14 protein-coding genes are annotated in these 11,542 nt (G+C 39.4%); 1 reads left to right on the top strand and 13 read right to left on the bottom strand.

All coding sequences use genetic code 11. The features are described 5' to 3' along the window. Positions 1-503: 503 nt before the first annotated feature. The 3 genes from murA to COD11_RS04010 form a co-directional block, all read right to left on the bottom strand. Positions 504-1,808 carry a UDP-N-acetylglucosamine 1-carboxyvinyltransferase gene (gene murA / locus COD11_RS04020; protein WP_098795471.1) on the bottom strand — a complete coding sequence of 435 codons (1,305 nt, stop codon included), beginning with the start codon at positions 1,806-1,808 and terminating at the stop codon, positions 504-506. 32 nt (positions 1,809-1,840) lie between these two features. Next, positions 1,841-2,569 (bottom strand): YwmB family TATA-box binding protein, encoded by a 729-nt coding sequence (locus COD11_RS04015; RefSeq protein WP_098795470.1) that lies wholly within the window; start codon positions 2,567-2,569, stop codon positions 1,841-1,843. Between the two features lie 146 nt (positions 2,570-2,715). Then, positions 2,716-2,946 (bottom strand): DUF1146 family protein, encoded by a 231-nt coding sequence (locus tag COD11_RS04010; protein ID WP_098795469.1) that lies wholly within the window; start codon positions 2,944-2,946, stop codon positions 2,716-2,718. A gap of 447 nt (positions 2,947-3,393) precedes the next feature. Here COD11_RS04010 and COD11_RS04005 point away from each other — a divergent pair, with 447 nt between their 5' ends. Next, on the top strand, positions 3,394-3,891 hold the full coding sequence (locus COD11_RS04005; RefSeq protein WP_098795468.1) for a hypothetical protein: 498 nt from the start codon (positions 3,394-3,396) through the stop codon (positions 3,889-3,891). 259 nt (positions 3,892-4,150) lie between these two features. On the opposite strand, the gene COD11_RS04000 is transcribed toward COD11_RS04005, so the two are convergent. The 10 genes from COD11_RS04000 to COD11_RS03955 all read right to left on the bottom strand — a co-directional run bounded on the left by COD11_RS04000 (position 4,151) and on the right by COD11_RS03955 (position 11,510). After that, positions 4,151-4,549, bottom strand: coding sequence for a F0F1 ATP synthase subunit epsilon (locus COD11_RS04000; RefSeq protein WP_098795467.1), 399 nt, complete (start codon positions 4,547-4,549; stop codon positions 4,151-4,153). A gap of 25 nt (positions 4,550-4,574) precedes the next feature. Further along, positions 4,575-5,993, bottom strand: coding sequence for a F0F1 ATP synthase subunit beta (gene atpD / locus COD11_RS03995; RefSeq protein ID WP_098795466.1), 1,419 nt, complete (start codon positions 5,991-5,993; stop codon positions 4,575-4,577). Positions 5,994-6,042: 49 nt separating this feature from the next. After that, positions 6,043-6,900 (bottom strand): F0F1 ATP synthase subunit gamma, encoded by an 858-nt coding sequence (locus tag COD11_RS03990; RefSeq protein WP_098795465.1) that lies wholly within the window; start codon positions 6,898-6,900, stop codon positions 6,043-6,045. Positions 6,901-6,980: 80 nt separating this feature from the next. Further along, entirely contained in the window at positions 6,981-8,492 is a 1,512-nt protein-coding gene (gene atpA, locus COD11_RS03985) for a F0F1 ATP synthase subunit alpha (protein WP_098795464.1), read from the bottom strand. A gap of 15 nt (positions 8,493-8,507) precedes the next feature. Next, positions 8,508-9,053, bottom strand: a complete 546-nt coding sequence (locus tag COD11_RS03980; protein WP_098795463.1) for a F0F1 ATP synthase subunit delta — start codon at positions 9,051-9,053, stop codon at positions 8,508-8,510. Next, a complete protein-coding gene (gene atpF, locus COD11_RS03975; RefSeq protein WP_098795462.1) occupies positions 9,050-9,571 on the bottom strand; it encodes a F0F1 ATP synthase subunit B in 522 nt (173 codons plus the stop codon). Before atpF ends, COD11_RS03980 begins: the two co-directional genes overlap by 4 nt. A 294-nt stretch (positions 9,572-9,865) precedes the next feature. Next, positions 9,866-10,081 carry a F0F1 ATP synthase subunit C gene (atpE, locus tag COD11_RS03970; RefSeq protein WP_098795461.1) on the bottom strand — a complete coding sequence of 72 codons (216 nt, stop codon included), beginning with the start codon at positions 10,079-10,081 and terminating at the stop codon, positions 9,866-9,868. A 76-nt stretch (positions 10,082-10,157) separates the two neighbouring features. After that, a complete protein-coding gene (atpB, locus tag COD11_RS03965; protein WP_098795460.1) occupies positions 10,158-10,892 on the bottom strand; it encodes a F0F1 ATP synthase subunit A in 735 nt (244 codons plus the stop codon). A gap of 21 nt (positions 10,893-10,913) precedes the next feature. Beyond that, complete coding sequence (locus COD11_RS03960) at positions 10,914-11,282, bottom strand: ATP synthase subunit I (RefSeq protein WP_098795459.1); 369 nt, start codon at positions 11,280-11,282, stop codon at positions 10,914-10,916. Between the two features lie 6 nt (positions 11,283-11,288). Next, the gene (locus COD11_RS03955; RefSeq protein WP_098795458.1) at positions 11,289-11,510 is read right to left on the bottom strand and encodes an AtpZ/AtpI family protein; all 222 of its coding nucleotides are present in this window, start codon (positions 11,508-11,510) and stop codon (positions 11,289-11,291) included. Between the last annotated feature and the right edge of the window lie 32 nt (positions 11,511-11,542).

Below are 11,542 nucleotides of genomic sequence, written 5' to 3'. Positions count from 1 at the left end.
ATTCTCGCAGTATCGAGACAGAACCTTTCTTTCTTTACCGAGTTTTGTCCCAATTCTCGCAGTATCGAGACAGAACATTCTTTCTATGCTGGTTTTTGTCTCGATTCTCGCGTATCGGGCACCCATTTGCCTCATACATCAATTCTTCTTCTAATTATCAACGGAAGGAACCGGAGTAAGAGCTGCTTCAACCTTATGTACGACATTTCTCTTTCAACTGACCTCTCTTTTGTCGTTCATCACCCTTATGAACGACACTCTCCCCCCTACTGACCTCTGTTTTGTCGTTCAAACACCACTGGCTAATCCCTATAAAATCTCATTCACTTACTTTTCACCAAAGTTTTATAAAATTCCATGTATAATCTTCAACAAATAAAGGTATTCTAGTAAAGTCGTAAAAAGAATTAATTTCTTTACATATTTGTGAATAATACGCGTACTTATAAAAATAAAAGGAGCAGGGCGCCATTGCTGACTCCTGCTCCTTTTATGAAGGCATATTAATCTGATGATACAGCTGCTTGCTGATCAGATTTTGTTGTGATTTCTTCTTTAACACGTTCGATATCTGCGCCGATAGATGCAAGCTTATCGTGGAAGTTTACATAGCCACGATCTAGATGTTTTAGTTCAGTGACACGTGTATGGCCTTCTGCACATAATCCAGCTAGGATTAGTGCGGCACCAGCACGTAGGTCAGTTGCTGCTACTTCTGCACCTTGTAGCTTTACAGGTCCATTGATGATAACGGAACGTCCCTCAATTTTGATATCTCCATTCATACGACGGAATTCTTCAACATGCATGAAACGATTTTCGAAAACTGTTTCTGTGATCATGCTAGTTCCGTTAGCACATAGTAACAATGCCATCATTTGCGATTGCATATCTGTTGGGAAACCAGGGTGTGGCATTGTTTTTAAGTCTACAGATTTTAATTTCTCAGGTCCGATGACACGTAAACCTTCTTGTTCTTCAATGATTTTAACGCCCATCTCTTCCATTTTTGCAACAAGAGATGTTAAATGCTCTGGAATTGCTCCTTTTACAAGAACGTCTCCGCCTGTGATTGCTGCAGCTACCATGAATGTACCTGCTTCAATACGGTCTGGGATGATTGTGTGGTTAATACCTTTTAGAGTTTCCACACCTTCAATACGAATAGTTCCTGTACCGGCGCCGCGGATTTTACCACCCATAGCATTGATATAGTTCGCTAAGTCAACGATTTCAGGTTCTTTTGCTACGTTTTCTAGTACCGTTGTTCCTTCTGCTAAAGCAGCAGCCATGATGATGTTTTCTGTTGCACCAACACTTGGGAAATCAAGGTAAACTTTAGCACCTTTTAGTCTTCCATTTACTTCTGCTTCAATAAAGCCGTTTCCAACTTTAATTGATGCTCCCATTGCTTCAAAGCCTTTTAAATGCTGATCAATTGGACGTGAGCCAATTGCACAACCACCTGGCAATGCAACACGTGCATGACCATTACGAGCTAAAAGTGCTCCCATGACAAGTACAGACGCACGCATTTTTCTTACATATTCAAATGGTGCTTCTGTTGATAGCTCTTTTGATGCATCTACAATCACTTGATTATTTTCAAAATGGACATCTGCGCCTAAGTGGCGAAGAACTTCATTAATTGTATACACATCGGAGAGCGTAGGTACATTACTTATGATACTTTTATCTTCACTTGCTAATAATGATGCAGCGATAACTGGTAGAACGGCATTTTTTGCTCCTTCAACTTGCACAGTACCGTTTAACCTACGACCGCCGCGGACGATGATTTTTTCCAAAGTATTCCCCTCCGCGTCCCAATTTCTCTATATTAATATTCAGACGTAATGATTGGTGTTCCTATAACGACCGTAGTTTTACCGCCCAATCCGTCAGTTCTTAATGCAATTTGTATGTTCATGTTGTTTTCATCAGTTGGAATATAATCTTCCCATATAGGGGTTTTAGCCGATACCGAAAGAAAATCTGGTTCCTGCAGTTGTTCTACCGGTTTCGCCTCAAATTCTTTTAACAAGTTTTCTGATTTTTGTTTCAAAACAACTTCCATATTATCATTAATGATTCCAGCCACACAAGCAAAAATTGTAGGTTTTTCATGAAAGATGTCGAAAGCATTAGTTTGGAAGTAGTCGTTGATGTTGTTCCAATTTTTTTGTGAGTTTACACCCTTAACCTCATAAAGGATATACGATTGTGATTGATTTTTTGTGAGGGTGTTTAAAATTTGAAGCTTTTCTGTCACATTTTTCTCTCTATTGTTATAAACACCAATCGCTTTATAAACGTTGTCGTCCTCTGAAAACGTCCATTTAAATTGACGGTATTGGTCTGTCATTAGTTTCACTTCATCGATTGATTGATTGCTGACAACCTGTTTAGCATATAAAGACCATTCTTTGATGTCAATATCTTGATGTTCCATACCTTTAGCAATTTGAAGTAATTTCGATTGACGTTCAGTTGCTCCAATGTGATTTGCCACGAAACTAAAAAGTATTGACAACGTTATAACCATAATCCCTATCCCTTTATATCTCATACACGGCCACTTCCTCTCCTTAGTAACATTGTTACCGGATAAAAAGTGTCCATACGTGGAAAAAGTCGTCAATAATAGACAATTCTGTAAAACGATCAATATGTACCTATTTCCCGTTTAAGATCCGCTATAAACCAACGTTTTTTCTAAAAAAGTGATGGAAGTTGTTGTGACCATAATAAATAATCAAGGAAAAAATTACTTACTAATGATCCAATGGCAATGGTTAATAATATAAGAAGTACCTTCGCTTGAATGACTTTGCCCGCTTTAATCCATTTTTCAATGTTTAATGCTTGTAAGGCCCACCAAGTTACTGCGATGAAAGCAAGGTGTACAACCATACTTATTAAGGCCAGTTGTCCATAGTCGGGCATGCTTCACCCCTCCAATAATCCAAGTTTTAAGGATTATTTTTTTATTTTGCAAAAAACACAGAGCAATTTAAATCATACCTGTTTTTTTTCTAAAAACAACCTCAAAATGACCTATATTAGCGAAAAAAATGAATCTTTTTTTCTTGATGTGATATATACCCTTGAATAGTATATTGAGCTTTCCATGTAACATGATTGATTTTTACTTTTAATAAAAATTTAACGTATACTGTCTTTACTTTTACAAAAAACATGCTAAGGCCGATTAAGAAACTGCAGGCCAAAAAAGGCTCACCTTTCTATTTTACTACCTTTTATCATCCACTTACTTCCTCATTTATGAAAAAATTGTTACAGATTTTCCAAGCCATTTTCTGTGTTATACTTCAGAAGCAGCAGATCCTGCTGAGACATATATAGGTTTTAACAGGGAGAAGGGGGCAGAACATGCAATTAAATTTTGAAAACAACCACGATTCAATTCAAGAGTATGCTTCAACATTACCTTTCTTTGATAATATTTACGCAGCAAAGGCTTTTTATTACGAACATCGCCAGGAACATCTTAAGCTATTAGAAGAAATTTCAAAAGAGTTTAATGTACTTCTTGATTATTCCCCTAAAAGTCTCATTTCTTTAGAGGAATTTTATTTTCATTTAGTTCGAAACAACTATTTTTTTGACATACAAATAACGATTGAAGAGTTTGAAACATGTATGAGTCTGTATTTATGTGAAGTATTAGTTATGCATCATGATGATGCTGCTGAGTGGATTGTCGAAGAATATCCATATGCGGATCAGAAGTTCGTGATGGGCATACGATACGGACGTTTTCATCAATACTTTGAAAATCTGTTTCCACAATTCTATCTTTCACAAAAAGATGGAAGTCAACAAGCGCTGTTTAAGCGCTATATGAGAATGAGTATGAAAAGTAAGTGATTTGATTGCGGGTAGGACCTGGGATCGTTGAGACTGTGTATCGCGGATATACCCTCGAGAATCGCGGATATACTCCCGAGAATCGCGGATAAAACCCGAGAATCGCGGATAAACCCTGAGAATCGCGGATAAACCCGAGAATCGCGGATAGCCATCTTAAATCGAAAATAAATGCTTCTTTATTAGGATAAATACTCTTTAATCCACTCAAAATACCCCATACAAACCAAAAAGGATGGTGCCCGAGGCACCATCCTTTTTAAAATTTCGTTACGTTTAAACGGTTGATTGCACGTTGTAGTGCTAGCTCAGCGCGTTTAAAATCGATATTGTCTGTTTTTTGATTTAGACGTTCTTCAGCACGTTTTTTAGCTGCTTGTGCACGAGCTTCATCAATATGCTCTGCTGTTTCAGCTGCTTGAGCTAAAATTGTTACCTTGTCAGGTCGTACTTCGATAAAGCCGCCAGTCACAGCAACTAATTCAGTGCTGCTCCCTTTCTTTAGGCGAACTGCTCCAATTTGTAATGGAGCAACCATAGGAATATGTCCTGGTAAAATACCAAGTTCACCACTTTGAGCTTTTACACTCACCATCTCTACGTCTGCATCGTAAACTGGGCCATCGGGAGTAACGACATTGACTAATACTGTCTTCATACTCATACCCTCCTAGGTCCCAAAATTAGGCTTCTACACCCATTTGTTTTGCATTTTCAATAACTTCTTCAATACGTCCAACTAGACGGAACGCATCCTCTGGAAGGTGATCGTACTTACCTTCTAGAATCTCTTTGAACCCGTGAACTGTTTCTTTAACAGGAACATATGAACCAGGTTGGCCAGTGAACTGCTCGGCAACGTGGAAGTTTTGAGATAAGAAGAATTGAACACGACGAGCACGTGCAACTGTTAATTTATCTTCTTCAGAAAGCTCATCCATACCCAGGATTGCAATGATATCTTGAAGCTCTTTGTAACGTTGTAACGTTTGTTGTACCTGACGAGCTACAGCGTAATGCTCTTCTCCAACGATTTCAGGTGATAATGCACGTGAAGTTGAAGCAAGAGGATCCACCGCTGGATAGATACCCATCTCAGATAATTTACGCTCTAAGTTCGTTGTTGCATCTAAGTGAGCGAAAGTTGTTGCCGGAGCCGGATCCGTGTAGTCATCGGCTGGAACGTAAATCGCTTGGATTGATGTAACAGAACCTACGTTAGTAGATGTGATACGCTCTTGTAATTGACCCATTTCTGTAGCCAATGTTGGTTGGTAACCAACGGCAGATGGCATACGTCCAAGTAGGGCAGAAACCTCTGAACCTGCTTGAGTGAAACGGAAGATGTTATCCATGAAGAATAGAACGTCTTGTCCTTGATCATCACGGAAGAATTCAGCCATAGTAAGACCAGTTAAGGCAACACGCATACGTGCACCAGGTGGCTCATTCATTTGACCGAATACCATTGCTGTTTTCTTGATAACGCCTGAGTCAGTCATCTCGTGGTAAAGGTCATTTCCTTCACGAGTACGCTCACCTACACCAGCGAATACAGAGATACCGCCGTGCTCTTGAGCGATGTTATTGATTAACTCCTGGATTAAAACAGTTTTCCCTACACCGGCACCACCGAATAGACCGATTTTACCACCCTTGATGTAAGGTGCTAATAAGTCTACTACTTTAATTCCAGTTTCAAGAATTTCAACCTCAGTTGAAAGTTGATCAAACTTAGGAGCAGCTCTGTGAATAGGATCACGACGTGCTTCTGCAGCGATCGGCTCATCTAAGTCAATGTTTTGACCTAATACGTTGAATACACGACCTAATGTAACATCACCAACAGGAACAGAAATTGGTGCACCAGTGTCTGTAACCTCCACTCCACGTACAAGACCGTCAGTTGTAGACATCGCAACTGTACGAACTGTATCGTCACCTAAATGTAGGGCAACTTCTAATGTAAGGTCGATAGCGACTTCGTTATCATTCGCTTCTGTTTTAATTGTAAGGGCATTATAAATGTCTGGTAGTTGACCGCTCTGGAACTTTACGTCAACAACCGGACCCAAAATTTGAGTAATGCGTCCTTTATTCATCGTTTTCCCTCCTATCTTGCGTAAAAAAGCATTGTAGAATAGTCCGAACCTATTCTAATGCGGCCGCTCCACCAACGATCTCGGTAATTTCTTGTGTGATCGCAGCTTGACGTGCACGGTTGTATGTTAAAGTAAGTCCATTGATAAGTTCTTTTGCATTATCAGTCGCATTCTTCATTGCTGTCATACGAGCTGCGTGCTCAGAAGCCTTACTATCAAGCAGTGCTCCGTAGATGAGACTTTCAGCATATTGTGGTAACAGCACTTCAAGAATTTCTTCTTGATTTGGTTCGAATTCATAAGAAGTTAAACCTTTGCTTGAAGAAATGTCGGATAGTGGAAGAAGCTTCTTTTCCGTAACATCTTGTTGAATGGCACTAACAAAGTGGTTGTAATACATGTATAGTTCGTCATATGACCCGTCTGCGAACATGTTTACTGCTCCACTTGCAATGTCCTTAATGCTAGCAAAAGAAGTTTCATCACCAATACCAGTAATTTCGGAAATAACGTTCATACCACGCTTTTTAAAGAAATCACGGCCCATTTTACCGATTGCAATAATGACGAATTCATCATTTGACTTGTGACGTTTTTGAATAGATTGGTAAACAGCACGTAGTACACTACTGTTAAAAGCACCTGCTAAGCCACGGTCTGATGTGATCACCAGGTAACCTGTTTTCTTAACTGGTCTTTTTTCTAGCATTGGATGACTTACGTCTGTGCTACCGTTTGCGATGCTTGCAACAACCTCCTGGATTTTCTCCATATAAGGTCCAAATGCCTTTGCATTGTTTTCTGCACGGTTAAGCTTTGCAGCTGAAACCATCTCCATCGCTTTTGTAATCTGACTCGTCTTTTTAGTAGACGTAATTCTTGATTTTATGTCGCGTAATGATGCCAAAGGTTCTCACCACCTTTATTTAAAAATCATCTATTAACAGTCTGAGTGAAAGCCCTAGACGAGCCTTCACTCACAAATTATTATTGTTCAGAAGGAGCAAAAGTCTTTTTGAATCCTTCGATAGCCGCTTTTAGAGCGTCATCTTTTGGAAGTCCGCCAGTTGTACGGATTTCGTCAAGAAGATCTTTATGATTTTGTTCTGTGTATGCATGGAACTCATCTTCAAAACGAGTGATATCTACTACTGGGATATCATCAAGGAATCCACGAGTTAATGCATAAAGAATCATAACTTGCTTTTCAACTTTTAATGGTTTATTTAAACCTTGTTTTAGTACTTCAACAGTACGCGCACCACGGTTTAATTTTGCTTGTGTTGCTTTATCAAGGTCAGAACCGAATTGAGCGAACGCTTCAAGCTCACGGTATGAAGCAAGGTCAAGACGTAATGTACCAGCAACCTTCTTCATCGCTTTAATTTGTGCTGAACCACCAACACGAGATACAGATAAACCTGCGTTAATCGCTGGACGTACGCCAGAGAAGAACAGGTCAGACTGAAGGAAGATTTGTCCGTCAGTGATTGAGATAACGTTTGTTGGGATATAAGCAGAAACGTCACCAGCTTGTGTCTCGATGAATGGTAATGCAGTTAAAGAACCTGCGCCTTTTGCATCACTTAATTTTGCTGCACGCTCTAACAAACGTGAATGTAGGTAGAAAACGTCACCAGGATATGCTTCACGGCCCGGAGGACGACGTAGTAATAATGAAAGCTCACGGTATGCCGAAGCTTGTTTTGTAAGGTCATCATATACTACAAGAACGTGCTTGCCATTGTACATGAATTCCTCACCCATTGTAACCCCAGCATAAGGTGCTAAGAATAACATTGGAGCTGGTTGTGATGCAGAAGCTGTTACAACGATTGTGTAATCTAATGCACCGTGTTTACGTAAAGTTTCAACAACTCCACGAACAGTTGATTCTTTTTGACCAATTGCAACGTAGATACATACCATATCTTGATCTTTTTGGTTCAAGATTGTATCGATTGCTACAGCCGTTTTACCTGTTTGACGGTCACCGATAATTAACTCACGTTGACCACGACCGATTGGTACAAGAGCGTCAATCGCTTTGATACCAGTTTGAAGTGGTTCATGAACTGATTTACGATCCATAACACCAGGTGCTGGACTTTCGATTGGTCTTGTTTTAGTTGTTTCAATTGGACCTAGACCATCTACAGGCTGTCCTAATGAGTTAACAACACGACCGATTAATGCTTCACCTACAGGAACCTCCATGATGCGTCCTGTACGACGAACTTCGTCACCTTCACGGATATCTGTGTAAGGTCCTAAAATAATAATACCAACGTTATTTTCCTCAAGGTTCTGAGCCATACCCATAACGCCGTTTGCGAATTCTACAAGCTCTCCAGCCATGACATTGTCGAGGCCATGAGCACGAGCGATACCGTCCCCAACTTGGATTACAGTACCAACATCGCTTACTTTAATATCAGACTGATAGTTTTCGATTTGCTTTTTTATAAGCGCACTAATTTCTTCAGCTTTGATGCTCATGAGTTTCACCCCTATCTACAATCTGTTTGCGACCAATTGTCGCTCTATACGTTCAAGCTTACCGCTAACACTTCCATCATAAATACGATTGCCGATTCGTAGCTTAACGCCACCAATTAGTTTAGCATCCACAACGTTTTGTAAACGAAGTGAACTCTTGCCAATCTTTTTCGCAAAAGAAGTTGAAATAGCAGATAGTTCAGTATCTGATAATGGGCGAACAGAGTATACGATTGCATCCTCTGTACCGCGCACTTCATTTGCACTTTGTACGAAGTGGTTAACAATTTCTGTTACAACATCTACACGATGACGATCAACTAGTAAGTAAAGCGTATTAACAACCTGTTGTGAAAGGCTTCCAAATGCTTCTTTTACGATTGATTTTTTCGCTTCATTTGTAACTTTTGGATGGTTTAGTACATCTATAAGTTCTTGATTCGTTGTAAATACTTCTTTTACAACGAGCAATTCGTTTTCGATTTGATCAATAACATTTTGTTCTTTTGCAAGTTGAAAAAGAGCTACCGCATAACGTTTTGCAACGATTCCATTACTCATCGACCTTCGCCTACCTCATTGATGTAGTCGTTAATCAATTTTTCTTGTTCTTGTTCGTTCAACTCTTTTTCGATTACTTTAGAAGCAATAAGTACTGATAATGATGCAACCTGTTCGCGTAACGCAGCAACAGCATTTTCTTTTTCTTGCTCGATTTCTTTTAAAGCAGAGTCTTTCAGACGTCCAGCTTCAGAACGAGCTGCTTGGATAATCTCTTCTTTTTGTTGCTCACCAAGCTTTTTCGCATTTTCCACTAGAGCTTGAGCTTCTTGACGCGCTTGTTTTAATAACTCACGTTGCTCTTCAACTAGTTTCTGTGCTTCTTTATTTCTATCTTCAGAACTATTAATTTCATTTGCAATATGTTCTTCACGTTGCTTCATAATGCCCATAACTGGTCCGAATGCATACTTACCAAGTAATCCAAGAAGGATTAAGAACATTACTAGCTGAAATATGATATCACCTGTGTTAAGGCCGCCTGTAGACGCACCTAAAGCAAGATCAAAAGTTAACATTGCTCGGTTTCACTCCCTTCAAGAGTTCCATGATGGGTTAGTAAGTTCACGGCTTCCGATGAACTTCGTATTTCTGCGTCAGCTTCTTCGTCGGCATCCTCACGTACGGTTGTACGCTCCGGTACCTCCTCAGTCGCTTCCTTGAACTACTCGTTCCTCGAAACCCTTTTATTCTTTACATAGTTTTAAAGTAAACTAAGTTAATCTATAACCAGTTTAAATATCTGTGCATAAAGGAATGGCGAAGGTTCGCTTTGAATGATCTTCGCCATATTTCCTACTATAACTATCGAATTATTCTCCACCCATTACGATGAATGCGATAACTACGGCGATGATCGGAATCGCCTCTACTAACGCTACCCCGATGAACATTGTAGTTTGTAATTTACCTTGCGCTTCAGGTTGACGCGCAATACCCTCTACTGTACGAGATACGATAAGACCGTTACCAATACCAGCACCTAGTGCCGCTAAACCAATTGCAATTGCAGCTGCTAATAAACCCATTGTTAAATTTCCTCCTTTAAATGTATGAAAAATAATATTACTTTTGTTTTAGTCCAATAAATTGAACATATATTGATTAATGGTCATGACTCACTTTGTGTGCCAAATAAACCATCGTTAACATAGTGAAAATAAATGCTTGGATTGCTCCAACAAAGATACTAAATCCTTGCCATGCTAACATAGGAATTGCAGCAACGATAGTGCCAATTATTCCACTTCCAAAACTTTCTGCATACCCGCTTGTTGCTAGACTAACAAGCAAGCCTAAAAGAATCTCACCCGCAAAAATATTTCCGTAAAGACGAAGACCAAGCGTTAATGTGTTCGCAAATTCTTCAATAATCTTTAATGGAAACATAAATGGCATTGGCTTGAAAAAGTCCTTACCATATTCAGATGCACCCTTCATCTTAATACCGTAGTAATGTGATAACGCTACTACAAGAACAGCAAGGGTTAAGGTGATGGCAGGATCTGCAGTTGGTGATTTCCACCACAATTCATGTCCTACAACAATGGCGAAAGGTAACCCTAACATATTTGATACAAATACATACATTAATAGTGTGATCCCTAACGTTAAGAAACGTCCGCCTGTTTGCCAATCCATCGTACTGCCGATAATATTTTTCACAAAATCGACTACCCATTCGATGAAGTTTTGCATACCTGTTGGTTTCATTGCTAAACTGCGGGTTGCAGCAATTGCAATGATAAAAACGATTAAACTAGCAATCGTAATCATTAATACGTTTGATAAATTAAAATTTAGACCTAAAAACTCTACCACAGGAGCTTCGTGACCCAATAGATTCACCTCTCTTCCCAGCTAAGCGCGTGAATGTTGAATTACATAATCTATCATAATAACGATATACATCGTCATTAATCCAAAAACAACACTAATCAAATCAAAATACTCGGGAAACTTTATCGCAAAAAAAACTGCGACTCCGGCTGCTGCCATTCTTGATGTTGTCCCTAACGAACCCGCTTTCCTTCCTTTAGTTAATGCGTCATCAAACTGCTTATGCTTTCTCACCATGATCCAGAGGTTGTACAAAGTGATGCATGTTCCCAAAATTAATCCTAGGAAAACAGACTGATATTCCGTGAATCCCCAACCTATAACATAAACGGCTAGTAGATAAAATATGTATTTTCGATATCTGCGAAACATCAGATGCATTTCAAACATGAAATCTTATTCTCCTGAGAAATAGTGGTTGACTAACTTTAGCATGGCATATACACCAGCAGCTAGTCCTAGCAGAAGGCCTATGATTAAAAACAACGGTTCTGTTTTAAAGTAATCATCTACCCACTTCCCTGCAAAAATACCAATTAAGATAGAGCCAACTAATTGGGAAAGGATAGCTGACATGAGGCCCATCGCATGTAAAGGATGGCGTTTTTTTTGTCGCATTTTATAAATCCTCGCTGTAGATTTATAACGGA

The sequence above is a fragment of the Bacillus sp. AFS040349 genome, assembly GCF_002577655.1.
Taxonomy (GTDB): domain Bacteria; phylum Bacillota; class Bacilli; order Bacillales; family Bacillaceae; genus Metabacillus.
This window is presented reverse-complemented; position numbering and strand designations above follow the sequence as displayed.

What these genes read in the sequence shown, in the direction of transcription:
- COD11_RS04015 (WP_098795470.1), bottom strand. Translation starts at nt 2,569, where the DNA reads ATGAGATATAAAGGGATAGGGATTATGGTTATAACGTTGTCAATACTT.
- COD11_RS04010 (WP_098795469.1), bottom strand. Translation starts at nt 2,946, where the DNA reads ATGCCCGACTATGGACAACTGGCCTTAATAAGTATGGTTGTACACCTT.
- COD11_RS04005 (WP_098795468.1), top strand. Translation starts at nt 3,394, where the DNA reads ATGCAATTAAATTTTGAAAACAACCACGATTCAATTCAAGAGTATGCT.
- COD11_RS04000 (WP_098795467.1), bottom strand. Translation starts at nt 4,549, where the DNA reads ATGAAGACAGTATTAGTCAATGTCGTTACTCCCGATGGCCCAGTTTAC.
- atpD (WP_098795466.1), bottom strand. Translation starts at nt 5,993, where the DNA reads ATGAATAAAGGACGCATTACTCAAATTTTGGGTCCGGTTGTTGACGTA.
- atpA (WP_098795464.1), bottom strand. Translation starts at nt 8,492, where the DNA reads ATGAGCATCAAAGCTGAAGAAATTAGTGCGCTTATAAAAAAGCAAATC.
- COD11_RS03980 (WP_098795463.1), bottom strand. Translation starts at nt 9,053, where the DNA reads ATGAGTAATGGAATCGTTGCAAAACGTTATGCGGTAGCTCTTTTTCAA.
- atpF (WP_098795462.1), bottom strand. Translation starts at nt 9,571, where the DNA reads ATGTTAACTTTTGATCTTGCTTTAGGTGCGTCTACAGGCGGCCTTAAC.
- atpE (WP_098795461.1), bottom strand. Translation starts at nt 10,081, where the DNA reads ATGGGTTTATTAGCAGCTGCAATTGCAATTGGTTTAGCGGCACTAGGT.
- COD11_RS03960 (WP_098795459.1), bottom strand. Translation starts at nt 11,282, where the DNA reads ATGTTTGAAATGCATCTGATGTTTCGCAGATATCGAAAATACATATTT.
- COD11_RS03955 (WP_098795458.1), bottom strand. Translation starts at nt 11,510, where the DNA reads ATGCGACAAAAAAAACGCCATCCTTTACATGCGATGGGCCTCATGTCA.